The following is a 23,824-nucleotide window of genomic DNA, read 5'->3' as shown; positions in this document are numbered from 1 at the left end:
GCAACCTCATGAACATAGGAAGCACCGCGAAGTTGCCGGCCAGCGGCCGGCACTACCGGTCCGCGCAGGACCTACTGGCGGCGTACCGACTGCACGACCGACAGGCGGCGCAGGCGGCGCATCACTTCGGCCAGGTGGTTGCGGTCGCGTACCTGGATGTTGAACGCCAGCACGGCGGCGTTGAAGTCGCGGTCCAGGTAGTCCACGCGCTCGATGTTGGAATGGCTCTGGGCGATGGCGGCGGCCAGCTGCGCCAGCACGCCGGTGCCGTTCTCCACTTCCACCACCAGCGAAGTGTCGTAGTCGCCGGAAACGGTAGTGTCCCAGCCGATCGGCACCCAGCGCTCGGGCGACTTGCGCAGCTCGGCCAGGTTCGGGCAGTCCATGCGGTGCACCACGATGCCCTTGCCGGCGGTGTGGTAGCCCATGATCTCGTCACCGGGAATCGGCTGGCAGCAGCCGGCGAAGGTGACCACGCCGCGCTCGCTGCCGTTGATCAGGATCTTTTCCTGCGAATGGTGGCGCGAATGCGGGCCGCCACGCAGTTCGGCGTAGGCCATCAGCGCCTGCGCGGCCTGGGTCGGCATCCAGTTGCCCAGCGCGACCTCGGCCAGCAGCGCCTCCAGGCGCGGGAAACGATGCTCGGCCAGGAACGCATCCAGGCGCCCCTTTGGCAGCCGTTCCAGCGATGAATCCATCGCCTCCAGCGCACGGTCGAGCATGCGGTGGCCCAGCTGCACGGCATCTTCGTGTTCCAGCTGCTTGAGCTGGTGGCGGATGGCAGTGCGCGCCTTGCTGGTGACCACGAATTCCAGCCACTGCGGTTTCGGCGTGGCCGAGCGTGCGGTGATGATCTCCACCGACTGCCCCGACACCAGCTTGGTGCGCAGTGGCACCAGTTTCTTGTCCACGCGCGAGGCCACCGCCATGTTGCCGACATCGGTATGCACGGCGTAGGCGAAATCGAGCGCGGTGGAATTGCGCGGCAGGGCCAGGATCTTGCCCTTCGGGGTGAACAGGTAGACCTCGTCCGGGAACAGGTCGACCTTGACGTTGTCGAGGAACTCCAGCGAGGAGCCGGCAGCGCGCTGCGAGTCGATCAGCTCGACGATCCAGGCGTGGGCACGGCTCTGCGCGCTGTTGGGCGAATCGCCACCAAACTTGTAGGTCCAGTGCGCGGCCACGCCGCGCTCGGCGATCAGGTCCATTTCCTCGGTACGGATCTGCACTTCGATCGGCGAGCCATACGGCCCGAACAGCACGGTGTGCAGCGACTGGTAGCCGTTGGCCTTGGGAATGGCGATGAAGTCGCGGAAGCGGCCATCCAGCGGTTTGAAGGTGGCATGCACCGAACCCAGCGCGTGGTAACAGCTGGGCACGCTGCGCACGACCAGGCGGAAGCCGAACACGTCCATCACCTGGTCGAAGGATTTGTTCTCGTCGCGCATCTTGTTGTAGATGCTCCACGGGGTCTTGATGCGGCTGATCAGCCGATGCTCGATCCCCTCCTTGGCCAGGCGCTGCGACAGCTGCACTTCCACCTGCGCCATCGCCTCGCGGCGCACCACCGGCTGGCTGCGGATGTGTTTTTCAATGATGGCGTGGCGCCACGGGTAGAGCGCCTTGAAGCCGAGGTTCTGCAGCTCGCTCTTGACCAGGCTCATGCCCAGGCGCTGGGCGATGGGCGCGTAGATCTCCAGCGTCTCGCGGGCGATGCGGCCGCGCGCTTCGCGGCTCTGCGCGCCCAGCGTGCGCATGTTGTGCAGGCGGTCGGCCAGCTTGATCATGATCACGCGCAGGTCGCGCGACATCGCCAGCAGCATCTTGCGGAAGCTCTCGGCGGCCGCTTCCTGGCGGTCGCGGAACTTCAGCTTGTCCAGCTTGGTGACGCCGTCGACCAGTTCGGCCACGGCTTCGCCGAACTCGGCAGCCAGCGCCTCGCGGGTGAGCGGGGTGTCTTCGATGGTGTCGTGCAGGATCGCGGCGATCAGCGCTTCCACGTCCAGGCCGAGCTCGGCCAGCACCTGGGCCACGGCCACCGGATGGGTGATATAGGGCTCACCCGACTTGCGCGTCTGCCCAGCGTGCGCGGAGGCACCGACTTCCCAGGCACGGCGCAGCAGCGGCAGCTGTTCCGGCGGCAGGTAATGGGCGGCGCGTTCAAGCTGGAGGACGTAGTCGGGTACGGCGGCAGCGGGGGCTGCGGCGACCTTGGCAGTGGGGCCTGGGTTCATGCCCGAAGCCTATTCCAGCGCGACGTTTACGGCAAATCCTGAATGCGAAACAGCCCGCACGGGGCGGGCTGTTCGGCGATCCAGCAATGACGTTGATCGATGCGATCAATCGTCGTTCTTGGACATGTCTTCGTCGGCGACCACTTCGGCGGCAGCCCACTCCAGCGCTTCGCGCTCGGCGCGCTCACGCTCGGCCTTCTCGACTTCGTCGATCAGCGCGTTGTCGATCTTGCGGGCGGCGATTTCGCGCAGCGCCAGCACGGTCGGCTTGTCCTCGGTCTCGCTGTTGTCCAGCGTGGCCTGCACGCCGTTGGCGAGCTGGCGGGCACGCTTGGAAGCCATCATGACCAGTTCGAAACGGTTGTTAACGACTTCCAGGCAATCTTCTACGGTGATGCGGGCCATACGGGCTCCCGGCGACCGGTCGGCCGCTCAGTCGAATGAGGGAAAGGGGACGGAGTGTACTGGCAGGGGCTGGACAAAATCAAGCCAACCCCCACCCGATTCTTTTGGAATCAGTCAGTTGCACCCGGATCGGGGGTCAGCAGGGCCTGGATCAGGCCGGCGTGGCGGACCTTCTGGGCCTCCCGGCGCAGGCGGCTGGCGGTGAAGATGGCGCACAGCTCGTCCACGGCGGTGTCGAACACCTCGTTGACGATGACGTAGTCGAACTCGTTGAAGTGCAGCATTTCATCGCGTGCCGCGCCCAGGCGCTGGGCGATGACCGCCTCGCTGTCCTGGCCGCGCTTGCGCATGCGGTCCTGCAGGGCCTGCTTGGACGGCGGCAGGATGAACACGGTGACCGTGCCCGGCACCAGCTGGCGCACCTGCTGCGCACCCTGCCAGTCGATTTCCAGCAGCACGTCCTGGCCGGCGGCCAGCTGCGGCTCCACCGACTGGCGGGCAGTGCCCTTCCAGTCGCCGTGCACCCAGGCGTGTTCGAAGAAGTCGCCGGCGGCGATCATCTGCTCGAACTTCTCCGCAGAGACGAAATGGTAGTGCTGGCCGTTCACTTCACCCGGGCGCATCGCGCGCGAGGTGAAGGAGATCGACAGGGCGATCTGCGGGTCACGCGCCAGGGTGGCATTGACGATGCTGCTCTTGCCGGCACCGGACGGGGCGGCAACGATGTACAGCGTGCCGCGCGCAACGGCGTCCGACGGCTTCGACGGGGCGCTCATGCGGGGGATCCAACGGGTTGATTTCGCAAAATTTTTCCTCGGTGTTCCAGATCCGGCGCGGAGGATCGCGCCAGGACGGCGGGGGCTGCGCGGAACATCCTGGAACCAGGCCCGGCAGACGCTTTCCCCGGGGGGCGGGCACGCAACTTTACCAGAGCGGCCCCGTTGCGCGCCCGTCTGGCGGGCGCCGGGCCTTGTGCCACATGGGCGTACGGGGCCTGTGCTATAACCGGGCCGTACCCAACGACAGCCCGGAGGCCTGCGCCTCCCCGCCATCCCAGGAGAACGGCATGCCATCGATGAGCCGCCGCCAGTTCCTGAAAGTGACCGGGACAACCCTGGTCGGCTCCAGCCTGGCATTGATGGGCTTCGCGCCCGGCATCGCGCTCGCGGAGGTCAGGCAGTACAAGCTGACCCGCGCGACCGAGACCCGCAACACCTGTACCTACTGTTCGGTGGCCTGCGGCATCCTGATGTACAGCCTCGGCGATGGTGCCAAGAACGCCGAGCCGAGCATCTTCCATATCGAAGGCGACCCGGACCATCCGGTGAACCGCGGCACGCTGTGCCCGAAGGGCGCCGGCCTGGCCGACATCATCCACAGCAAGTCGCGCCTGCTCTACCCCGAGTACCGCGCGCCGGGCTCGAACGAGTGGAAGCGGCTGAGCTGGGACGATGCGCTGGACCGCATCGCGCGGCTGATGAAGGAAGACCGCGATGCCAACTTCGTGCAGAAGAACGAGGCCGGGCAGACGGTCAACCGCTGGCTGACCACCGGCATGCTGGCGGCCTCGGCCACCAGCAATGAAACCGCGGTGCTGACCCACAAGGTCGTGCGCTCCCTTGGCATGTTGGCATTCGACAACCAGGCACGTGTCTGACACGGCCCGACGGTGGCAGGTCTTGCCCCGACGCTAGGCCGTGGTGCGATGACGAATCACTGGGTCGACATCAAGAATGCCGACCTGATCCTGATCATGGGTGGCAACGCCGCCGAGGCGCACCCGTGCGGGTTCAAATGGGTGACCGAGGCCAAGGCACACAACAAGGCACGCCTGATCGTGGTCGATCCGCGCTTCAACCGCTCGGCCGCGGTGGCCGACGTGTACGCGCCGATCCGCACCGGTACCGACATCGTGTTCCTGGGGGGCCTGATCAACTACCTGTTGACCGAGGACCGCATCCAGCACGAGTACGTGCTGAACTACACCGACATGTCGTTCCTGGTGAAGGACGAGTTCGCCTTCAAGGACGGCCTGTATTCGGGCTACAACGAAGAGAAGCGCAGCTACGACCGCTCCAGCTGGGACTACGCCTACGGTGACGATGGCTTCGTGCGCAGCGACCCGACGCTGAAGGACCCGCGCTGCGTCTACAACCTGCTCAAGCAGCACTATGCGCGCTACACGGTGGAGATGGTCGAACGCATCTGCGGCACGCCGGCCGACAGCATCCGCCAGATCTGGGACATGATCGCGTCCACCGCCGGCAAGGACAAGGCGATGACCATCCTGTACGCGCTGGGCTGGACGCAGCACTCGATCGGCGCGCAGAACGTGCGTGCCGGCACCATGGTGCAGCTGCTGCTGGGCAACATCGGCGTGGCCGGTGGCGGCATGAACGCCTTGCGCGGGCATTCCAACATCCAGGGCCTGACCGACATCGGCCTGATGTCCGACCTGCTGCCCGGCTACCTGACCCTGCCGAAACAGGACGAGCAGGACTACGAGGCCTACATCGCCAAGCGCACGCAGAAGCCGCTGCGCGCCAACCAGATGTCGTTCTGGCAGAACTACCCGAAGTTCCACGTCAGCCTGATGAAATCGTGGTGGGGCGACGCCGCCACCGCCGACAACAACTGGTGTTTCGATTACCTGCCCAAGCTCGACAAGCCGTACGACATGTTGCAGGCGTACGAGCTGATGAACGAAGGCAAGATCCACGGCTACATCTGCCAAGGCTTCAATCCGCTGGCCTCGGCGCCGAACAAGGGCAAGCTGATCAGCGCGTTCTCCAAGCTGAAGTTCATGGTCAGCATGGACCCGCTGGAAACCGAGACCATCGCCTTCTGGCAGAACCACGGTGCGTTGAACGACGTCGACCCGAGCACGATCCAGACCGAAGTATTCCGCCTGCCGACCACCTCCTTCGCCGAGGAGAACGGCGCGGTGGTGAATTCCTCGCGCTGGCTGCAGTGGCACTGGAAGGGTGCCAACCCACCGGGAGAAGCGCGCAGCGACATCGAGATCATGTCCGAGCTGTTCCATCGCATCAAGGCGATGTACGAGAAGGACGGCGGGGCGTGGTGGGAGCCGGTGCGCGACCTGGCCTGGAACTACGCCAACCCTGAGGTACCCACGCCCGAAGAACTGGCGATGGAATACAACGGCAAGGCGCTGGCCGATGTGTTCGATCCGAAGGACCCAACCAAGCTGGTGCGCAAGGCCGGCGAGCAGCTGGCCGCATTCGGCGACCTGCGCGACGACGGCAGCACCGCCTCCGGCTGCTGGATCTACATCGGTGCCTGGGGCCCGACCGGCAACATGATGGCGCGGCGTGACAACAGCGACCCCACCGGCATCGGCAACACGCTGGGCTGGGCCTGGGCGTGGCCGGCCAATCGTCGCGTGATGTACAACCGCGCCTCGTGCGACGTCGCCGGAAAGCCATTTGATCCACGGCGCACGCTGCTGGCGTGGAACGGGAAAAACTGGGGCAGCGTGGACGTGCCCGACTTCAAGGCCGACGAAGATCCCGCCGGCGGAATGGGCCCGTTCATCATGAACCCGGAGGGCATCGCGCGCTTCTTCGCCAAGGCCGGCATGGCCGAAGGCCCGTTCCCGGAGCACTACGAACCGTTCGATACACCGCTGCGCAGCAACCCGCTCAGCCCCGGCCAGGCACTGACGCTGAACAACCCGGCCGCCCGCGTATTCGCCAGCGATCGCGCACAGATCGGTTCGCCGGACGAGTTCCCGCATGTGGCCACCACCTACCGCCTGACCGAGCATTTCCACTTCTGGACCAAGCACGGCAAGTTGAACGCCATCATCCAGCCCGAGCAGTTCGTCGAGATCGGCGCGGCGTTGGCCGACGAGCTGGGCATCAATAACGGCAGCCGCGTGCGGGTCAGTTCCAAGCGCGGCCACATCGAAGCGGTCGCCATGGTGACCAAGCGCATCAAGGCCCTGCAGATCGATGGCCGGACCGTGCACCAGGTGGGCGTGCCGATCCACTGGGGCTTCCTCGGTGCGGCCAAGCCCGGATACATCGCCAATACGCTGACCAACGCCATCGGTGACGGCAACTCGCAGACGCCCGAATCGAAGTGCATCCTGGTCAAGGTCGAGAAGGTGTAGGAGACACGCCATGTCACTGCAATCCCTGGACATCATCCGCCGCTCGGCCACCACCACGCCCTCGCCGGAGGCGCGTGGTGCGCACACCGGCCAGGTCGCCAAGCTGATCGATGTGAGCAAGTGCATCGGCTGCAAGGCCTGCCAGGTCGCCTGCATGGAGTGGAATGACCTGCGCGACGAAGTGGGCAGCTGCGTTGGCAGCTACGACAACCCGCCCGACCTGAGCGACCAGTCGTGGACGGTGATGAAGTTCCGCGAGTACGAGGACGAGAAGGGCAAGCTGGAGTGGCTGATCCGCAAGGAAGGCTGCATGCACTGCAGCGATCCGGGCTGCCTGAAGGCCTGTCCGTCGCCCGGCGCGATCATCCAGTACGCCAATGGCATCGTCGACTTCCAGGAAGAGAACTGCATCGGCTGCGGCTACTGCGTGACCGGTTGTCCGTTCGACGTGCCGCGCATCTCCAAGAAGGACCACAAGGCCTACAAGTGCACGCTGTGTTCGGACCGGGTGGCGGTGGGCCAGGAACCGGCCTGCGTGAAGACCTGCCCGACCGGCGCGATTACCTTCGGCAGCAAGCAGGCGATGACCGAGCACGCGGCCGGACGCGTGGAAGACCTGAAATCTCGCGGCTACGAGAACGCCGGCCTGTACGATCCGCAGGGCGTCGGCGGCACCCACGTGATGTACGTGCTGCAGCACGTGGACAAGCCGGAGCTGTATGCCGACCTGCCCAAGGACCCGCGCATCAGCCCGATGGTGGAGGTGTGGAAGGGCGTGGCCAAGCCGCTGGGCGTGCTGGCGATCGCCGCCACCGCCTTCGCCGGCTTCCTGCATTACATCGGCATCGGCCGCAACACGGTCAATGACGAGGAAGAAGAGGAAGCCGAGCACGAGGCGAAGAAGATCGAAGAGGAGCAGCGGCCATGAAGTACGCCCCGCACCCGCGCCAGATCATCCGCTACCGCGCACCGACCCGCATCAACCACTGGATCGTGGCGATCTGCTTCGTGCTGACCGCGCTGTCCGGGCTGGCGCTGTTCCACCCTGCCCTGTTCCCGTTGACCCAGCTGTTCGGTGGCGGCCCCTGGACGCGCATCCTGCATCCGTTCATCGGGCTGGCCATGGTGGTGGGCTTTGCGCTGCTGGCGTTCCGCATGTGGCGCGACAATCTGCCGACCGCCGACGATCGCGCATGGATGCGCGGCATGCGCGATGTACTGCGCAACGAGGATGAGAAGCTGCCGCCGGTGGGCCGTTTCAATGCCGGCCAGAAGCTGCTGTTCTGGGCCATCATCGGCTGCCTGTCGGCGCTGCTGCTGACCGGCTTCGTGATCTGGCGGCAGTACTTCAGCCACTTCTTCCCGATCGGGGTGATCCGCTTCTCGGTGCTGGCCCATGCGCTGTTCGGCTGGGTGCTGGTGTGCGCGATCGTGGTGCACATCTATGCGGCGATCTGGATCAAGGGCTCGGTGCGGGCGATGACCCAGGGCAAGGTGACCTATGGGTGGGCGTACAAGCACCACCGGCAGTGGTTCAGGGACATCCTGCGTGGACGTCGGGAAGAGGGTTAGCGGCAGGGCCTGCGGCCCTGCACCCGCAGAGGCAAGGTCAACGTCAACGTCAACGTCAAAAGCGGGCTTCCTGAGGGGTGGCGGAGTGGGTCCGGTTGCGGGGGACGCCGTCAACCCGTCCTTGGGGGCTTGGCCGCGGCATCCATGCCGCGGACACCCCCGCAACCGGACCCACTCCGCCTTCGACAGTTTCCCGCTGCTGTCGGAATGGCATGAGCTGCTCTTGGTGGGTGTCGACCTTGGTCGACACGATGAACATGGCAACGACCGAAACCGGTTTTTGTAGAGTCGAGCCGTGCTCGACTGCTTTGCTCGACTGCGTTGTTTGAACACGCTGGACGCCAGCGCCGACAACGGCGAGGATGGAGGCTGGTTCTTCTGGCTGGCCCTGCATGGCGCAACGCATCCTTGAACCCGGTGAGATCGAGACGCTCGCCTCGCGCGATGTGCCGCGCATCATCCTGCCCGATATCGAGTCACTGTTCGCTGAGCGCGCGACGCGCCTGCGCAGACTGGCCGCGCACAGTGCCATCGGCGGTTACCTGCAGCTGCTGGCGGCGTTGGCCGATGCACAGCAGGCGCTGCTGGATGAGCTGACACCGCAGCAGCGCGAGGCGCTGCAGTCGCAGGCGCGTGCGCAGCAGTCGAGTGCGGCGGCCGGTGCCGGCATGCCGTTGCGGCCGGCCAACACGCTTCAGCTGGATGGATGCTGGCGCGACTGGCTGCGCACGCTGTGCCAGCACTGTGCCGACGAAACGGGGCTGCCGCTGGAAACCCGACAGGAGCTGCAACGCGTCGCGGCTGCCGACGACGCCTGGCTGGATGCTCAGGCGCACGCGGTGCTGGAGCGCGATGACGCGCCGTCGGTGGATGCGGTCGCTGCGCTGCTGGTGATGAACGCACTGCAGGTTTACTGGGCGGTGCTCGCAGCCAGCTTCCGCCCTACCGACCTGAAGCCGCTGGCTGATGCGCCAGGGCTGTGCCCGCTGTGCGGCACGTTGCCGGTGACCAGCGTGGTGCAGGCGCGGCCACCCTATGCATCCTACCGTTACCTGTCGTGCTCGCTGTGCGCCTGCCAGTGGCACTACGTGCGCGTGCAGTGCAGCCAATGTGGTGCCGCCGGCAAGGACATCGCCTATCGCGCCCTGGCCGATGTGGACGGCGACAGCGGCGAGGCGGTGCGCGAGAGCGCGGTGCGTGCCGAGACCTGCGACCACTGCCACAGCTACCGCAAGATCCTGTATCTGGAAAAGGACCCGTCACTGGAGCCGGTGGCCGATGACCTCGGCACGCTGGCGCTGGATCTGCTGCTGGCCGAGGAAGGTTATGCGCGTGCCAGCCAGAATCCGCTGCTGTGGCAATCCGACGGCGACTGACCGATGCCAGCCACGCCCCCCACCCCGGCATCGGCCGCCACCCTGCCCTCACTGGACCGGGTGCTGCGCCTGCCTGCACTGGTGGCGCTGATCGAAGGCCACGGTCGAAACCGCATCACCCAGCTGCTGCGTTCGCACCTGCAGGTGCTGCGCGACCGTATCAGCGCCGGCCAGCTGTCGACCGCGCAGCTGCAGGAGGCGGTTGAGGGCCCGACGCTGGTGGCAGCGGTCGAGGCCGCACTGGCAGCCGATGCACGGCTGGACCTGCAACCGATGTTCAACCTGACCGGCACCGTACTGCATACCAACCTGGGTCGCGCATTGCTGCCCGAGGCCGCGGTGCAGACAGTCACCCGCGCGATGACCGCGCCGGTCGATCTGGAGTTCGACGTCATCCGTGGCCGTCGCGGCGACCGCGATGCGCGGGTACAGGCACTGATCTGCGAGCTGACCGGTGCCGAAGCCGCCACCGTGGTCAACAACAATGCGGCAGCGGTCCTGCTGCTGCTCAACAGCCTGGCCAACCGCCGCGACGTGGTGGTGTCGCGCGGCGAGCTGGTGGAGATCGGCGGCGCTTTCCGCATCCCGGATGTGATGCGCAGCGCGGGCGCTCGGCTGCTGGAAGTGGGTACCACCAACCGCACCCATGCGGCCGACTTCACCAACGCCATCGGCGCGCGCACAGCGCTGCTGATGGAGGTGCATGCCAGCAACTACGCGATCACCGGATTCACTGCCAAGGTCGACACGGCGGCGATGGCCACGATCGCGCACGAGCATGGCCTGCCGCTGGTGGTGGACCTGGGCAGTGGCAGCCTGTGCGATCTGGCCACGTTCGGCCTGCCGCACGAACCCACCGTGCAGGAAACGCTGACGGCCGGCGCCGATCTGGTTTCGTTCAGCGGCGACAAGCTGCTGGGTGGTCCGCAGGCCGGCATCATCGCCGGCCGCGCCGACTTGATCGCGCGGATCAACCGCAACCCGCTGAAGCGGGCACTGCGCATGGACAAGATGGGCCTGGCCGCACTGGAGGCGGTGCTGGCCTTGTACCGCGAACCCGAGCTGCTGGCACAGCGGCTGCCGACACTGCGCACGCTCTCGCGTACGCAGGATGACATTGATGCGCAGGCCCAGCGCCTGCTGCAGCCGATGCGTGCCTCGCTGGCGGCGGACTACACCCTCGAGCCTGCTTCGATGCACAGCCAGATTGGTAGCGGCGCGCAGCCACAGGCGCAGCTGGCCAGCGCCGGACTGCGCATTACCAGCGCGCGCCGTGGCGGACTGGATCGCCTGGCCAAGCGCCTGCGTCAGCTGCCGCGACCCGTGCTGGGCCGCATTGCCGATGACGCGCTGTGGCTGGACCTGCGCTGCCTGGAACCGGCCGACGAAGCGCGCTTCGTCGACCAGTGGAGCATGCTGCAGGCATGATCGTCGGCACCGCCGGGCATATCGACCACGGCAAAACCAGCCTGGTACGCGCACTGACCGGCATCGAAACCGATCGCCTGCAGGAAGAGCGTACGCGTGGTATTTCCATCGAACTGGGCTACGCCTATGTCCCGGTGGAAAGCGGGGACGTCGAAGGCCCGGCCGCGACCCTGGGTTTCGTCGACGTGCCGGGCCACGAGCGCTTCGTGCACACGATGGTGGCCGGCGCCACGGGTATCGACGTCGCGCTGCTGGTCATCGCTGCCGACGACGGCGTGATGCCACAGACCCGCGAACATCTGGCCATCCTGCAACTGCTGGGCGTGAACCGCGGTGCGGTGGCGCTCACCAAGATCGACCGTGTGGATGCGGCGCGCCTGGCCCGGGTCGAGATCGAGGTCGCTGCCCTGCTGGCCGGCACGCCGCTGCAGGATTCCCCTGTGTTCACCTGCAACAGCACCGCACCCGACGATGCTGGCATCAACGCGCTGCGTACCCAGCTGCACGCGTGGGCGGCGGACGACGCCAGCACGCGCCAGGCCGAACTGCGCAGCGAGCTGTTCCGCATGCCGGTGGACCGCGTGTTCTCGCTGGCCGGCCACGGAACGCTGGTGACCGGCGCAGTGCACGGCGGCATCGCCTCGGTGGGTGAGCATCTGCAGCTGATGCCGGCCGCCACTGAAGTGCGCATACGCAGCATCCACGCGCAGAACCAGGCCAGTGACCACGCGATGGCCGGGCAGCGCTGCGCGCTGAACCTGGCGGCCATCGCCCGTGATGACATCCGCCGCGGTGACTGGATCGCCGACGCAGGCGCACTGCTGGCCACCACCCGCGTTGATGTGCGGTTGCGGCTGTCCGCGTTGGCCGCACCGTTGCGCGACTGGGCACCGCTGCATATCCACTGGGGCACGATGCACCGGCAGGCCCATGTGGTGCTGCTGGAGGACCATGACCACGGTGATGGGCAGTTGGTGCAGCTGGTGTTCGATGCTCCGGTCTGTGCGATGTGTGGCGATCGCTTCATTGCCCGCGATTCAGCGGCCACCCACACGCTGGGCGGCGGCCTTGTGCTCGATCCGGACCCGCCACAGCGGCGCCGGCGCAGTCCTGCACGGCTCGCATGGCTGGGAGCCCTGGAGCAACTGGCCGCGGGTGCGGGAATCGGCCCACTGTTGCAGCAGGCGCCCTTCGGCGTTGCCATGGCCGCGCTGCAGCGCTACTGCCGGCGCGCCGCCGACCGGATCGATCTTCCTGCAGACACGCGACGCATCGTCACCCGCGAAGACACGGTAGTCATCCTTGTCCCGCACTGGCAGGCATTGCGCGAGCAGGTGATCGCCTCACTGCGTGGATGGCATGAGCGACGCCCGGACGAACCCGGTGTCGACAGCGGCCGCCTGCAGCGCGGCACCCTGCCCGCGCTTGCAGCGAGCCTCTGGAATGCGCTGCTGCAGGACCTGCTGGACGACGGCAGCGTGCAACGCGTGGGTGCCTGGTGGCGCCTGCCCGGGCATGACCATGCGCCACCGGAACGCGAGCGTCTGCTGCTGGAACGCGTGCTGCCGCAACTGCACGCAGGTGGCTTCGATCCGCCGTGGGTGCGCACCCTTGCTGCCGAGATCGGCCTGGCCGAAGACGAAGTCCGCGCCGTCCTGCGCCGCGCCGCCGCACGTGGCGAACTGTTCCAGGTGGTGCCGGACCTGTTCTATGCACCGGCGCGCATTGCGGAACTCGCCGCCATCGTCGCGCAGCTGTCACAAGCCAGCGGCACGGTGGATGCGGCGGCCTTCCGCGATGCCATCGGCCTGGGCCGCAAACGCAGCATCCAGATCTTGGAGTTCTTCAATCGCGTTGGCTACACTCGACGCGTCGGTGACCAGCATCGGCCGCGCGGCGACCTGCAGTGGAACGCAGTCCGCGACTGAGCCCACCGGTACCGCCGTACTTTCGGAAGGCATGCGCATCCGGGCATGCGGCTGGGCTTCAAACCCAGTAGGGGGCGTCGATCGTTCCCTGGTAGGTTCGACTCCTGCTGCCTTCCGCCATTCGCGTTCCCGCAGGAGATGTCGGCATGGTCACGCACGCGCAGTCCCCCGCCCCTTCAACGGCCGATGCCCCGCAACGACTGACCTCTCTCGCGCATGGCGGCGGCTGCGGCTGCAAGATCGCGCCGGGCGTGCTGAGCGAACTGCTGCGTGGCGTTCCAGCGCTTCCCGCTCCGGCTGAGCTTCTCGTCGGGCGCGAGACCAGTGACGACGCTGCGGTGTACCGCCTCGATGATCGCCAGGCAATCGTCGCCACCACTGATTTCTTCATGCCCATCGTCGACGACCCGTTCGACTTCGGCCGCATCGCGGCCACCAACGCGCTGTCGGACCTGTATGCGATGGGCGCGCGCCCGCTGTTCGCACTGGCCATCGTCGGCATGCCGATCAATACGCTGCCGCAGGACACGATCCGCGGCATCCTGCAGGGTGGCGAACGCGCCTGCGCCGATGCTGGCATCGTGGTCGCTGGTGGCCACAGCATCGATTCGGTGGAACCCATCTACGGCCTGGCCGCGATCGGCGTGCTCGACCCGCAACGACTCAAGCGCAACGCCGATGCCCGCGCCGGCGACGTGCTGGTGCTGGGCAAGCCGTTGGGCGTGGGCGTGTATTCGTCGGCGCTGAAGAAGGAAGTGCTGGATGCCGACGGCTACCGGCAGATGATCGCGTCGACCACCCGCCTGAACACCGTGGGCGTGCCGCTGGCCGCGCTGGACGGTGTGCATGCCATGACCGACGTCACCGGCTTCGGCCTGCTCGGCCACCTGCTGGAAGTGTGCCGCGCCAGTGGTGTCGCTGCCGAGGTGGACAGTGCACAGGTGCCGCTGCTGCCGCAGGCGCTGGAGCTGCTGCAGCGTGGCTGCGTGACCGGCGCTTCCCACCGCAACTGGGCCTCGTATGGCGCCGAGGTGCGCTTCGCCGATGGGTTGCCGGCACACTGGCAGCCACTGCTGACCGACCCTCAGACCAGCGGCGGCCTGCTGGTGTCCTGCGCCCCGGAAGCGGCGGATGCGGTGCTGGCCTGCTTCCACGACGCGGGGTTCGGCCAGGCAGCCGTGGTCGGGCGTTTGAGCGAAGGAGCGCCGGGCGTCAGCGTGGTTTGAGACGTGAAGGTTTGCCAACGTGTCACTTCCGGGCACTTGAATCATGTCCAAAATATTGGACACTAAAGCCATGAACCTGATCGACATCGGCAAGGCGGTTCGTACCCGCCGTGAGCAGCTTGGCCTGTCGCAAGGCCAACTGGCTCATCTCAGCGGCCTTTCCCGGCAGACCGTGGTCGGCCTGGAAGGGGGCACCCTTAGTGATCTGGGCGTCAATCGCGTGGGACAGCTGATGGCCGTGCTCGGTCTGGATGTTCCGGCACCCACCACCGAAAACCGGCTGCGCAAGCAAGGCCTGAAAATGGCCGCGCGAACCGCGAACGTGAGCTACGCAAGCGAATTGACTGCGGGCGAGCTGGCCCGCGTACTGGTCAGCGGGGAAGTTCCTGCCACCTACGCGGCGCAGATGGCGCACCTGCTGGATGAAGCCCCTCCCGCCATGGTGGTGATGGCGGTCGAGGAAGCTGCAATCGGCGCGCAGATGCCACCACGGCGCATCTGGCGCAACGTGGCGAAGATGGCCAACACACTTTCTGCTCACCGCAAGGACCTGTGGATGTGAACCGCGAATTGCCGGCCGGCGCCTGGCAGGCGCTGCTACCCCGGGCGCTTGTCCTCATCGGGGAGATCCGGCGCCACGGCGGCATCACCGATCCGTTCTGGACGTTGGGTGGCGGAACGGTACTGATGTTTCGACATCGGCACCGGCTCAGCAAGGACATCGACATCTTCGTGCCGAACCCCCAGTACCTGGGCTTCGTCACTCCCCGCTTGAGCGATGTGGCCGCGAGCCTTACCGGCGACTACAGCGAAGATCCCAGCGCATGGGTCAAGCTGCAGTTCGAGGAAGGCGAGGTGGATTTCGTCGCAGCTCCCAATCTTCTCGATGACGCCTGGGAGGAATGGACGATCGATGGCCGGCGCATACGCGTGGAAACGTCGGCGGAAATCATCGCCAAGAAAATGTTCCATCGCGGGCATCGAACAACGGCCCGAGACCTGTTCGATCTTGCGCTGGTCATCGAACGCGAGCCGGACGCGCTGGCGGCCGCAGCAGACGCACTGGTCCGCCATCGATCAACGTTTCTTGATCAGATCCGCAATCCCCATCCGACATTGAAGATTGCGTTCAAGGCCATCGACACGCTGGACTAATCGCCAGACTTCGACCACTGCGTCGCGATAGCTGCGGACTACCTGGAAGGACTGTGATCCTCCCAGGCGATTGCGCAGAACATCACTCGATGTTCTGCACCTGTTCGCGGATCTGGTCGATCAGCACCTTCAGTTCCACCGCGGCATTGGACGTGCGGCTGTCCACCGACTTCGAGCCCAGCGTGTTGGCTTCGCGGTTGAACTCCTGCAGCAGGAAGTCCAGGCGGCGGCCGACCGGCTCGCGCTGCTTGAGCACGCGACGAATCTCGACGATATGGCTGCCAAGGCGGTCCAGCTCTTCATCCACGTCCAGCTTCTGCAGCCACAGCACCAGCTCCTGCTCGGCGCGGCCGGGGTCGACCGGGTGCGGCAGGTCAGCCAGACGGGCGGCCAGCTTGGCGCGCTGGCCGTCGCGAATGGCCGGAATCAAGGTGCGCACTTCGGTGGCGATGCGCTCGATGCCGTCCACACGCTCGCTGATGGCCGCAGACAACTTGCCGCCTTCGCGCTCACGGGCCTCGACGAAGCCATCCAGCACCTGGTCCAGCAGCGCCAGCGCCTCGACCTGCAGGGCGGCGGCATCGGTGGCCTCGCCACGGGTCACGCCCGGCAGCTGCAGCAGGTCGGTGAAGCTGACCTGCAGGTTGGGGAAATCGGAGGTCAGGCGGTGCGCCAGGCGGCCCAGCTGGGCCAGCAGGGCCTCGTCAACCTGCAGGTTGGCCGCCGCTTCCGGCGCGCGCAGGCGCATCACCAGATCCAGCTTGCCACGGCTCAGGCGCGCGGCGATGCGCTCGCGCAGCTGCGGTTCCAGCGCCCGCAGCTCCTCGGGCAGGCGGGTGCCGACCTCCAGGAAGCGGTGGTTGACCGAGCGCAGCTCGCAGCCCAGCGTGCCCCACGGGGTGACCCGCTCGCCGCCGGCATAGGCGGTCATGCTTCGAATCATGGATTGTGTCCGGTGCGTGCAAAGGGGGAATGGTACCCTAGCGCCCTCACCAGAGCCCCCTTGCCCGCCCCGTGAAGGCTGCGGGCGTGGCGGCGTACTCCCTTGCCATTACGGAACCCGCACCATGTCCGATTCCCGCCCCAGCGGCCGCCAGCCCGACCAGCTCCGCCCGGTCGTCATCCAACGCGGCTTCACCCGCCACGCCGAAGGTTCGGTGCTGGTGTGCTTCGGTGAAACCCGTGTGCTGTGCACCGCCAGCGTCGAGAACCGCGTGCCGGGCTTCCTGCGCGGCAAGGGCGAAGGCTGGGTCACCGCCGAATACGGCATGCTGCCGCGCGCCACCCACACCCGCAGTGACCGTGAAGCGGCCCGTGGCAAGCAGGGTGGCCGCACGCTGGAGATCCAGCGCCTGATCGGCCGCAGCCTGCGCGCCTGCGTGGATCGCAACGCGCTGGGCGAGCGCACCATCACCCTCGACTGCGACGTGCTGCAGGCCGACGGTGGCACCCGCACCGCCGCCATCACCGGCGCCTACGTGGCGCTGGTCGATGCGGTGAACGTGCTGATGAAGCGTGGCGACATCAAGCGCAACCCGATCCTGGGCGCAGTGGCCGCCGTATCGGTAGGCGTGTACCGCGGCACCCCGGTGCTGGACCTGGACTACGCCGAAGACAGCGACTGCGACACCGACATGAACGTGGTGATGAACGACGGTGGCGGCTTCATCGAGCTGCAGGGCACCGCCGAAGGCCACGCCTTCCGTCGCGATGAACTGGATGCGCTGCTGGGCCTGGCCGAAAAGGGCGTGGGCGAACTGCTGGCCGCACAGCAGGCGGCGCTGTCGGCATGAACCGCCGCATCGCCCTGACCACCCTGGTGGTGGCCGACTATGACGAAGCCATTGCCTGGTACACCGGCAAGCTCGGCTTCGCACTGTTGGAGGACATCGACCAGGGTCACAAGCGCTGGGTGGTGGTCGGCCCGACCGACGGCAGTGCCGCCGCCCTGCTGCTGGCCCGCGCCAGCGACGAGGAACAGCGCAGCCGCATCGGCAACCAGACCGGCGGCCGCGTCGGCTTCTTCCTCAACACCGACGACTTCCGTCGCGACCACGCGGCGATGGTCGCCGCCGGCGTCGAGTTCCTGGAAGCGCCGCGCGAAGAACCCTATGCAACGGTTGCGGTGTTCCGCGATCTGTATGGCAACACCTGGGACCTGCTGGAGCCCCGTCAATGAAGAAACTGGTACTGGCCAGCCACAACGCCGGCAAGCTGGTGGAGATGCAGGAGATCCTTGCCGATCTGCCGCTGCAGATCACCTCGGCCGCCGAACTGGGCCTGGGCGATGTGGAAGAGACCGGCCTGACCTTCGTCGAGAACGCGCTGCTGAAGGCACGCGCGGCCTGCGAAGCGACCGGCCTGCCGGCGCTGGCCGATGATTCGGGCCTGATCGTCGATGCCCTCGGCGGTGCGCCGGGCCTGTACAGCGCACGCTATGCCGGCCACCCGACCAATGCTGCGGCCAACAATGCCAAGCTGCTGGACGCGATGGCCGACATTCCCGATGGCCAGCGCAGCGCCCGCTTCTATGCGGTGATCGTGCTGCTGCGCCACGCCACCGACCCGCAGCCGCTGATCTGCGAAGGTCGCTGGGAAGGCCAGATCATCCGCGAACTGCGCGGCACCAATGGTTTCGGCTACAACCCGGTATTCCTGGACACCACCCACGGCCTGACCGCCGCGGAAATGGAGCCGGCACTGAAGAACGCCATCAGCCACCGCGCCATTGCCCTGCAGCAGCTCAAACAGCAGCTGGCGACGCTGTACTGACGCTACCCGATCGACCCAGGGAAGCCGGCCAGCGGCCGACACTACCGAAGAAGCCCATGCCGCACGCCCACGACCACTGCAACCACCTGCCCGGCGAAGCCTGCTCCGCCGACCACGACAACCCGCCGCGGCTGGTGCCGCCACCGCTGTCGTTGTACGTGCACCTGCCGTGGTGCGTGCGCAAATGCCCGTACTGCGATTTCAATTCGCACCAGGCCAAGGGCGAGCTGCCGTTCGACGCTTATATCGATGCGCTGCTGCGCGACCTCGACCAGGACCTGCCGCTGGTCTGGGGCCGGGTGGTGCACAGCGTGTTCTTCGGTGGCGGCACGCCCAGCCTGTTCCCGCCGGAGGCAATCGACCGCTTCCTGCAGCAGGCCAGCGCACGCCTGCGTTTCGCGCCCAATGCCGAAATCACCCTGGAAACCAACCCGGGCACCGCCGAACATGGCCGCTTCGACCGCTACCGCGCGGCCGGCGTGAACCGCCTCAGCTTCGGCATCCAGAGTTTCGACGATGCGATGCTCAAGCGCCTGGGCCGCATCCACGACAGTGGCGAAGCCGAGCGCGCGGTGAAGATGGCGCAGGACGCGGGCTACGACAACTTCAACATCGACCTGATGTACGCGCTGCCGGAACAGACCCTGGCCGGTGCCGAGGCCGACCTGGAACGCGCGTTCGCGCTGCAGCCGGCACACATCTCCCACTACCAGCTGACCCTGGAACCGAACACGGTGTTCTTCGCGCGGCCGCCGCAGGGCATTCCCGATGAAGACAACGCCTGGGACATGCAGGAACACTGCCAGGCATTGCTGGCACAGGCTGGTTTCGGCCAGTACGAGGTCAGCGCCTATGCGCGCCCCGGCCGGCAGAGCGCGCACAATCTGAACTACTGGCGCTTCGGCGATTACCTGGGCATCGGTGCCGGCGCGCACGGCAAGATCAGCTCGGGCGCCGAGGAACACGTGCTGCGGCGCTGGAAGCTGAAGCATCCGCAGGCCTACCTGGACAGCGCCGGCACGCCCGCCTCGTTCGGCGGCGACGATGTGATCGCGCCGGAGCGCCTGCCGTTCGAGTACATGCTCAACCTGCTGCGCCTGCACGAAGGTTTCGGCCTGCGCGATTTCGAGTCGCGCACGGGGCTACCGCGCAGCGTGCTGGACGCTCCCCTGGCCGAGGCCGTGCAGCGCGGCTGGCTCGACGTGACCGATGGGCATGTGCAGCCGACCGAGCTGGGCCGCCGCTTCACCAACGATGTGGTGAGCCTGTTCCTGGAAGATTGATCCTCGCCTGGCAAAGGATCGTTCCGGCCGCTGGCCGGCAATCCGGTGAAGACATATCTGCCGGCCAGCGGCCGGCACTACCGTTCATCGGTCGGGCCAGGCCCGGCGGATGCGATTCACGTTCAGCCTAAAGTAGCGCCGACATCGGCCGACACGGTAGATTCACCAGATCGATCCGCGGGAATCCGGGTACCGCCTGCCGATGTCAGCTGTCTTTTCCATCACTCCTGCCGACAAGAACCGCCTGGCCGCCAGCGATCTGCCACCGCGGGTACGTGAGCTGCTGGGCGCGCTGATCGGCCTGTGCCGGCAGACGCTGGCGGCGCCCCTGATCCTGACCGTCGAGGCGCTGGAGCAGACCCTGCTGCACGACGCCGACCACGCACGCAATCCGCAGCAGCAGGCCGAGCTGATGGCCCAGCGTGGACAGCTGCACGCCTTCGCCGGCCATTTCGCCGATCGCATGCTCGATGCCGTGGCCGACGCCCTCACGCGGTTGCGCGAACCGGTCAGCGGTGTCAGTACCAGTGCCAGGCCGCCAGCGCTGCCGGGCATGCTCGGGCTGTCGCTGGTTGATGAGCACGAAGTGGATCGCGACCTGCTGCTGACCGAGATGGTGCGGCGCGAAACCCTGCGTTCAACCAACACACTGAACCTGCTGGGCCAACGCCTGGGCGTACTGGCGGCGGCGCCGGCCTTCGAGGCCGACACCCTGCCGCTGGCACCGCAGGCACTGTGCGCGATGGTGCGCCGGATTGCCGAACAGGACGCGCTGAGCGTCGAGGTACAGCTGGCGCTGTATCGCAGTTTCGAACGGCAGGTGCTGGAACGGCTGGGCGATATCCTTGACCGTGCCAATGCCCTGCTGGCCCAGTCCGGTGTACTGCCGGGGCTGGTCTACACCCCCTACCTGGCACGCTCGTCGAGCACGCGGCGGATCATCACCCAGTCGGTGGGGGGCGGCCGCACCACGCAGCCGGCCAAGCGCACCGCAGCCCCCTTGACCGGCTGGAACGGTTCGGCACCGGCCGGCTCCTGGTCCAGCCTGGTACAGGACGCCTTCCACGAGGGCGGCGCAGCCGGCCCCGCCACGCCGGGTGTGACCACCTCCACCGGCAGTGCACTGCATGAGCTGCTGCAGCAGGCGCGGCACGACAGCCCTGCCCCGGCGGACAGCGGCGCTGTGCCCAGCGCGGCAGTCGACGCGGTACTCGCGCGCCTGCAGGCCCAGTCCAGTGCGGCAACCGGTGTGGCCGACCTGCAGGCTGCCGTGGTCGCGCAGCTGCGCAGCGAGCATGGTGCGCAGGCCCAGCTGGGCAGTCACGACCGGGACAACCTCGACCTGCTGCGCATGCTGATGCAGCAGGTGCAACAGCAGCAGCGTCCCGATCCAGTGCCGGCCGCGCTGCTGGCCCGCCTGCAGGTACCCCTGGCACGCGCCGCCATGGCCGATCCGGGCTTCTTCGTGCGCGACGAACACCCCGCGCGTGAGCTGCTCAATCAGATCGCCGAAGTCGGCGCCAACTGGCTGGGCGATGAGGATGTCGACCCGCAGCTGCTGCAGCGCATGGCGCAGAGCGTGCAGGGCCTGCTGGGGCAGGATGCGCGTGCGCCGGAAGTCTTTGCCGCCGCCAGTGAAGACGTGCAGCAGCACCAGCGCGCGGCGGCCCATCGTGCCGAACTGGCCGAGCGCCGCCATGTGGAAGCCGCGCGCGGCAAGGAACGATTGGAACTGGCCCGTCGCCAGGCCACCGCACAGATCGACCAGTGCTGCGACACCCGGTCGCCACCGCGTTTCGTGCAGACCTTGCTGCGCCAGGCCTGGGCCGATGCACTGACCCTCACCCGCCTGCGCCATGGCGACGATTCACCGCAATGGCAGGAGCGCCTGCAACAGACCGAGCGCATCGCTGCCATCACCGCGCAGGCCATCGACGCCCCCGGCGGCACCGATACCGCACTGGCAGCGGACGTGGAGGCCGCATTGCTGCAGGTCGGCTACCACGCCGAGGAAGCCGCCGCTGTCGCGCGCAGGCTGGCCACGCCCGGCGGCGAGGATGAAAGCACCTCGCGTACCGAGCTCAGCGCACGCCTCAAGGCACGTGCGCGCCTGGGCGAGCACGCCGGCACGAACGGTGGCGCCGCACCTGCCACGCCGCGCAGCAGCGCCGAAGAAGCGGCCTACCAACAGCTGTCCAGCCTGCCGTTCGGCAGTTGGTTCGACATCGACATGGGCGATGGCACGATGCGCCGCCAGCGCCTGTCCTGGTACAGCCTGCTGACCGGCCACGCGTTGTTCGTCAATGCGCGCGGGCAGAAGATCACCGATACCGACCTGGATGCGCTGGCACGGCAGATCAGTGCCGGGCGCGCGCAGCTGGTCACCGAAGACAAGGGCCGGCTGGTCGACCGTGCCTGGGAAGCCAGCCTCGGTGCGCTGCGCGCACTGGCCACGGCTCGCGCACAGGAGACCCCCGCATGAAAGCCGTACCGCCGCAGGACACCCGCCGCGCGCCGCGCCGCCAGGTCTCGGACCTGGTGCCGGTTACCGACCAGATGCGCGAGTGCGTGGTCGGGCGCCTCGGCAATGTCTCCGAAACTGGCATGCTGATGCTGGCCAGCATGCCGCTGCGCGAGGATGCGCTGTACCAGCTGCGCTTTCCCTTGCCATTGGGTGATGGCCGCCAGCAGGCCATCGACGTAGGCGTGCATCTGCTGTGGAGCGAGCCCGCACACGTTCCCGGGCAGAGCTGGACCGGCTTCCGCTTCCTGACCCTGTCGCGCGAACATCGGCAGCTGCTGCGGCAGTGGGTGGGCGAAGACAGCGACGAGGGACCGGTTTCGACGGCCTGAGTGCCGGTTCCGGCACAGCGGTTTTTCGCGGTATGCGGCAGAATCTAGGGCCGTTTTCCGTGTCGAGCCACCGCAATGATCCAGCAAGACCCCGGCGCTCTGTATTCCGACCACCTGGCCGTGCTGTGCCGACGCGCCGAACAGGCGCTGGCCCGCGGCGGCTTCGACCATCTGGTGGTGCCCAGCGGCACCCTGCACTACCAGGTGTTCGACGACCGCGACTACCCGTATGCGGTCAACCCGCAGTTCAAGGCCTGGCTGCCGCTGACCCGCGTGCCCAACAGCTGGATCGTGTTCACCCCGGGCAAGCGACCGGCGGTGATCTTCCACCAGCCCTTCGACTACTGGCACGTGGTGCCGGACGCCCCCAGCGGCTGGTGGGTGGAGCACTTCGACATCCACATCATCCGCAAGCCCGAAGAGGCGCTGGCCCTGCTGCCGGCCGACCCGTCGCGCTGCGCGATCCTGGGCGAGCCGCAGAGCGCACTGGGCAACTACGTGCCGAACAACCCGGCGCCGGTGGTGAACTACCTGGAATGGCACCGCGGCAGCAAGACACCGTATGAAATCGCACTGATGCGCCAGGCCCAGGTGCTGGGCGTGCGCGGCCACCGCGCCGCCGAGGCCGCGTTCCGCAACGGTGCCGACGAATTCAGCATCCACATGGCGTACTGCCAGGCCGTCGGCCAGGATGCCAACGAGCTGCCCTACGGCAACATCGTGGCGTTGAACGAACACGCCGCCGTGCTGCATTACACCGAGCTGGGCCGCAAGGCACCGCAGCCGCTGCGCAGCTTCCTGATCGACGCCGGCGCCAGTGCGCACGGCTACGCCAGCGACATCACCCGCACCTACGCCGCGCAGGGCCACGACGAATTCGCCGCGATGATTGCGGCCGTCGACGCCGCCCAGCAGCAGATGTGCGCAGCGGTGCGCCCGGGCTTCGACTACAAGCAGCTGCACGTGGACGCACATCTTTCGCTGATGGGCGTGCTGAAGGACTTCGGCGTGATCAAGGTGTCGCCACAGACCGCGCTGGAGACCGGCGTCAGCGCCGCATTCTTCCCGCACGGCATCGGCCACCTGATCGGCCTGCAGGTGCACGACGTGGCCGGCTTCGCCGCCAGCGACGAAGGTGGCCGCATCGAGCGCCCGGCCGGCCATCCCTACCTGCGCCTGACCCGCGTGCTGGAACCGGGCATGGTGGTGACCATCGAGCCAGGCCTGTACTTCATCGACATGCTGTTGAACGAAGTGAAGGACGCCGGCCATGGTGATGCGATCAACTGGGAGCGCGTGGATTTCTTCCGTCCGTATGGTGGCATCCGCATTGAAGACGAAGTGCTGTGCACTGATGGCGAGGCGGACAACCTGACGCGGCCGGCGTTTGCGGCGGCGAACGGCTGAGCCCCTCGTGGTTGGGTGCTGAATTCAAAAGCCGCGCTTTGCCGGGCGGG

General features: G+C 67.1%; 20 protein-coding genes and 1 tRNA gene. 17 read left to right on the top strand and 4 right to left on the bottom strand.

What is annotated here, in order from left to right:
• Positions 1-71: 71 nt before the first annotated feature.
• The 3 genes from AC5P5X_RS00485 to gmk form a co-directional block, all read right to left on the bottom strand.
• The gene (locus tag AC5P5X_RS00485) at positions 72-2,234 is read right to left on the bottom strand and encodes a RelA/SpoT family protein (protein WP_005410876.1); all 2,163 of its coding nucleotides are present in this window, start codon (positions 2,232-2,234) and stop codon (positions 72-74) included.
• A gap of 105 nt (positions 2,235-2,339) precedes the next feature.
• Positions 2,340-2,639 carry a DNA-directed RNA polymerase subunit omega gene (gene rpoZ / locus AC5P5X_RS00480; RefSeq protein WP_005410877.1) on the bottom strand — a complete coding sequence of 100 codons (300 nt, stop codon included), beginning with the start codon at positions 2,637-2,639 and terminating at the stop codon, positions 2,340-2,342.
• A 110-nt stretch (positions 2,640-2,749) separates the two neighbouring features.
• Positions 2,750-3,415 carry a guanylate kinase gene (gene gmk, locus AC5P5X_RS00475; protein WP_005410878.1) on the bottom strand — a complete coding sequence of 222 codons (666 nt, stop codon included), beginning with the start codon at positions 3,413-3,415 and terminating at the stop codon, positions 2,750-2,752.
• A gap of 290 nt (positions 3,416-3,705) precedes the next feature.
• On the opposite strand from gmk, the gene fdnG reads away from it, so the two are divergent.
• From fdnG to AC5P5X_RS00425, 10 genes are all read left to right on the top strand, one after another.
• Positions 3,706-6,774, top strand: a complete 3,069-nt coding sequence (fdnG, locus tag AC5P5X_RS00470; protein ID WP_138464127.1) for a formate dehydrogenase-N subunit alpha — start codon at positions 3,706-3,708, stop codon at positions 6,772-6,774.
• A 10-nt stretch (positions 6,775-6,784) separates the two neighbouring features.
• Positions 6,785-7,702, top strand: a complete 918-nt coding sequence (gene fdxH, locus AC5P5X_RS00465; protein WP_005410881.1) for a formate dehydrogenase subunit beta — start codon at positions 6,785-6,787, stop codon at positions 7,700-7,702.
• Positions 7,699-8,346, top strand: a complete 648-nt coding sequence (locus AC5P5X_RS00460) for a formate dehydrogenase subunit gamma (protein WP_005410882.1) — start codon at positions 7,699-7,701, stop codon at positions 8,344-8,346. The genes fdxH and AC5P5X_RS00460 overlap by 4 nt, the downstream gene beginning before the upstream one ends.
• A 392-nt stretch (positions 8,347-8,738) precedes the next feature.
• Positions 8,739-9,722 carry a formate dehydrogenase accessory protein FdhE gene (fdhE, locus tag AC5P5X_RS00455; protein WP_076739919.1) on the top strand — a complete coding sequence of 328 codons (984 nt, stop codon included), beginning with the start codon at positions 8,739-8,741 and terminating at the stop codon, positions 9,720-9,722.
• A 3-nt stretch (positions 9,723-9,725) separates the two neighbouring features.
• On the top strand, positions 9,726-11,150 hold the full coding sequence (selA, locus tag AC5P5X_RS00450) for an L-seryl-tRNA(Sec) selenium transferase (RefSeq protein ID WP_076739920.1): 1,425 nt from the start codon (positions 9,726-9,728) through the stop codon (positions 11,148-11,150).
• Positions 11,147-13,078, top strand: a complete 1,932-nt coding sequence (gene selB, locus AC5P5X_RS00445; protein WP_076739921.1) for a selenocysteine-specific translation elongation factor — start codon at positions 11,147-11,149, stop codon at positions 13,076-13,078. The genes selA and selB overlap by 4 nt, the downstream gene beginning before the upstream one ends.
• Before the next feature lie 24 nt (positions 13,079-13,102).
• Positions 13,103-13,198, top strand: a tRNA-Sec gene (locus AC5P5X_RS00440).
• A 26-nt stretch (positions 13,199-13,224) separates the two neighbouring features.
• Complete coding sequence (gene selD, locus AC5P5X_RS00435; RefSeq protein ID WP_012481159.1) at positions 13,225-14,304, top strand: selenide, water dikinase SelD; 1,080 nt, start codon at positions 13,225-13,227, stop codon at positions 14,302-14,304.
• A gap of 70 nt (positions 14,305-14,374) precedes the next feature.
• Positions 14,375-14,866, top strand: coding sequence for a helix-turn-helix domain-containing protein (locus AC5P5X_RS00430; RefSeq protein ID WP_012481160.1), 492 nt, complete (start codon positions 14,375-14,377; stop codon positions 14,864-14,866).
• Positions 14,863-15,459, top strand: a complete 597-nt coding sequence (locus AC5P5X_RS00425) for a nucleotidyl transferase AbiEii/AbiGii toxin family protein (RefSeq protein ID WP_012481161.1) — start codon at positions 14,863-14,865, stop codon at positions 15,457-15,459. The genes AC5P5X_RS00430 and AC5P5X_RS00425 overlap by 4 nt, the downstream gene beginning before the upstream one ends.
• An 82-nt stretch (positions 15,460-15,541) precedes the next feature.
• Here AC5P5X_RS00425 and AC5P5X_RS00420 read toward each other — a convergent pair whose 3' ends face one another.
• Positions 15,542-16,402 carry a YicC/YloC family endoribonuclease gene (locus AC5P5X_RS00420; protein ID WP_012481162.1) on the bottom strand — a complete coding sequence of 287 codons (861 nt, stop codon included), beginning with the start codon at positions 16,400-16,402 and terminating at the stop codon, positions 15,542-15,544.
• A 124-nt stretch (positions 16,403-16,526) separates the two neighbouring features.
• Here AC5P5X_RS00420 and rph point away from each other — a divergent pair, with 124 nt between their 5' ends.
• The 7 genes from rph to pepQ all read left to right on the top strand — a co-directional run bounded on the left by rph (position 16,527) and on the right by pepQ (position 23,774).
• Positions 16,527-17,252, top strand: a complete 726-nt coding sequence (rph, locus tag AC5P5X_RS00415) for a ribonuclease PH (RefSeq protein ID WP_005410889.1) — start codon at positions 16,527-16,529, stop codon at positions 17,250-17,252.
• Entirely contained in the window at positions 17,249-17,638 is a 390-nt protein-coding gene (locus AC5P5X_RS00410) for a VOC family protein (RefSeq protein WP_005414366.1), read from the top strand. The genes rph and AC5P5X_RS00410 overlap by 4 nt, the downstream gene beginning before the upstream one ends.
• Positions 17,635-18,231 carry an RdgB/HAM1 family non-canonical purine NTP pyrophosphatase gene (gene rdgB, locus AC5P5X_RS00405; protein WP_005410891.1) on the top strand — a complete coding sequence of 199 codons (597 nt, stop codon included), beginning with the start codon at positions 17,635-17,637 and terminating at the stop codon, positions 18,229-18,231. The genes AC5P5X_RS00410 and rdgB overlap by 4 nt, the downstream gene beginning before the upstream one ends.
• Before the next feature lie 56 nt (positions 18,232-18,287).
• Entirely contained in the window at positions 18,288-19,514 is a 1,227-nt protein-coding gene (gene hemW / locus AC5P5X_RS00400; RefSeq protein ID WP_024956759.1) for a radical SAM family heme chaperone HemW, read from the top strand.
• 202 nt (positions 19,515-19,716) lie between these two features.
• Entirely contained in the window at positions 19,717-21,996 is a 2,280-nt protein-coding gene (locus tag AC5P5X_RS00395) for a DUF1631 family protein (protein WP_111189056.1), read from the top strand.
• Positions 21,993-22,367 (top strand): PilZ domain-containing protein, encoded by a 375-nt coding sequence (locus tag AC5P5X_RS00390; protein WP_005410894.1) that lies wholly within the window; start codon positions 21,993-21,995, stop codon positions 22,365-22,367. The genes AC5P5X_RS00395 and AC5P5X_RS00390 overlap by 4 nt, the downstream gene beginning before the upstream one ends.
• Positions 22,368-22,442: 75 nt before the next feature.
• A complete protein-coding gene (gene pepQ, locus AC5P5X_RS00385) occupies positions 22,443-23,774 on the top strand; it encodes a Xaa-Pro dipeptidase (RefSeq protein ID WP_012481166.1) in 1,332 nt (443 codons plus the stop codon).
• The last annotated feature ends 50 nt before the right edge of the window (positions 23,775-23,824 follow it).

The sequence above is a fragment of the Stenotrophomonas sp. YJH_SMC_91 genome (assembly GCF_059368495.1).
The sequence above is the reverse complement of the archived record's forward strand: the minus strand, read 5'-3'. Positions and strand labels throughout refer to the sequence as shown.

Bases quoted from the DNA above. Each gene is read 5' to 3' on its own strand.
- selA (WP_076739920.1), top strand. From the start codon at position 9,726: ATGCCAGCCACGCCCCCCACCCCGGCATCGGCCGCCACCCTGCCCTCA.
- rpoZ (WP_005410877.1), bottom strand. From the start codon at position 2,639: ATGGCCCGCATCACCGTAGAAGATTGCCTGGAAGTCGTTAACAACCGT.
- AC5P5X_RS00460 (WP_005410882.1), top strand. From the start codon at position 7,699: ATGAAGTACGCCCCGCACCCGCGCCAGATCATCCGCTACCGCGCACCG.
- AC5P5X_RS00485 (WP_005410876.1), bottom strand. From the start codon at position 2,234: ATGAACCCAGGCCCCACTGCCAAGGTCGCCGCAGCCCCCGCTGCCGCC.
- fdhE (WP_076739919.1), top strand. From the start codon at position 8,739: ATGGCGCAACGCATCCTTGAACCCGGTGAGATCGAGACGCTCGCCTCG.
- rph (WP_005410889.1), top strand. From the start codon at position 16,527: ATGTCCGATTCCCGCCCCAGCGGCCGCCAGCCCGACCAGCTCCGCCCG.
- selB (WP_076739921.1), top strand. From the start codon at position 11,147: ATGATCGTCGGCACCGCCGGGCATATCGACCACGGCAAAACCAGCCTG.
- gmk (WP_005410878.1), bottom strand. From the start codon at position 3,415: ATGAGCGCCCCGTCGAAGCCGTCGGACGCCGTTGCGCGCGGCACGCTG.
- AC5P5X_RS00420 (WP_012481162.1), bottom strand. From the start codon at position 16,402: ATGATTCGAAGCATGACCGCCTATGCCGGCGGCGAGCGGGTCACCCCG.
- fdxH (WP_005410881.1), top strand. From the start codon at position 6,785: ATGTCACTGCAATCCCTGGACATCATCCGCCGCTCGGCCACCACCACG.
- selD (WP_012481159.1), top strand. From the start codon at position 13,225: ATGGTCACGCACGCGCAGTCCCCCGCCCCTTCAACGGCCGATGCCCCG.
- pepQ (WP_012481166.1), top strand. From the start codon at position 22,443: ATGATCCAGCAAGACCCCGGCGCTCTGTATTCCGACCACCTGGCCGTG.
- rdgB (WP_005410891.1), top strand. From the start codon at position 17,635: ATGAAGAAACTGGTACTGGCCAGCCACAACGCCGGCAAGCTGGTGGAG.
- AC5P5X_RS00395 (WP_111189056.1), top strand. From the start codon at position 19,717: ATGTCAGCTGTCTTTTCCATCACTCCTGCCGACAAGAACCGCCTGGCC.
- AC5P5X_RS00390 (WP_005410894.1), top strand. From the start codon at position 21,993: ATGAAAGCCGTACCGCCGCAGGACACCCGCCGCGCGCCGCGCCGCCAG.
- AC5P5X_RS00430 (WP_012481160.1), top strand. From the start codon at position 14,375: ATGAACCTGATCGACATCGGCAAGGCGGTTCGTACCCGCCGTGAGCAG.
- hemW (WP_024956759.1), top strand. From the start codon at position 18,288: ATGCCGCACGCCCACGACCACTGCAACCACCTGCCCGGCGAAGCCTGC.
- AC5P5X_RS00410 (WP_005414366.1), top strand. From the start codon at position 17,249: ATGAACCGCCGCATCGCCCTGACCACCCTGGTGGTGGCCGACTATGAC.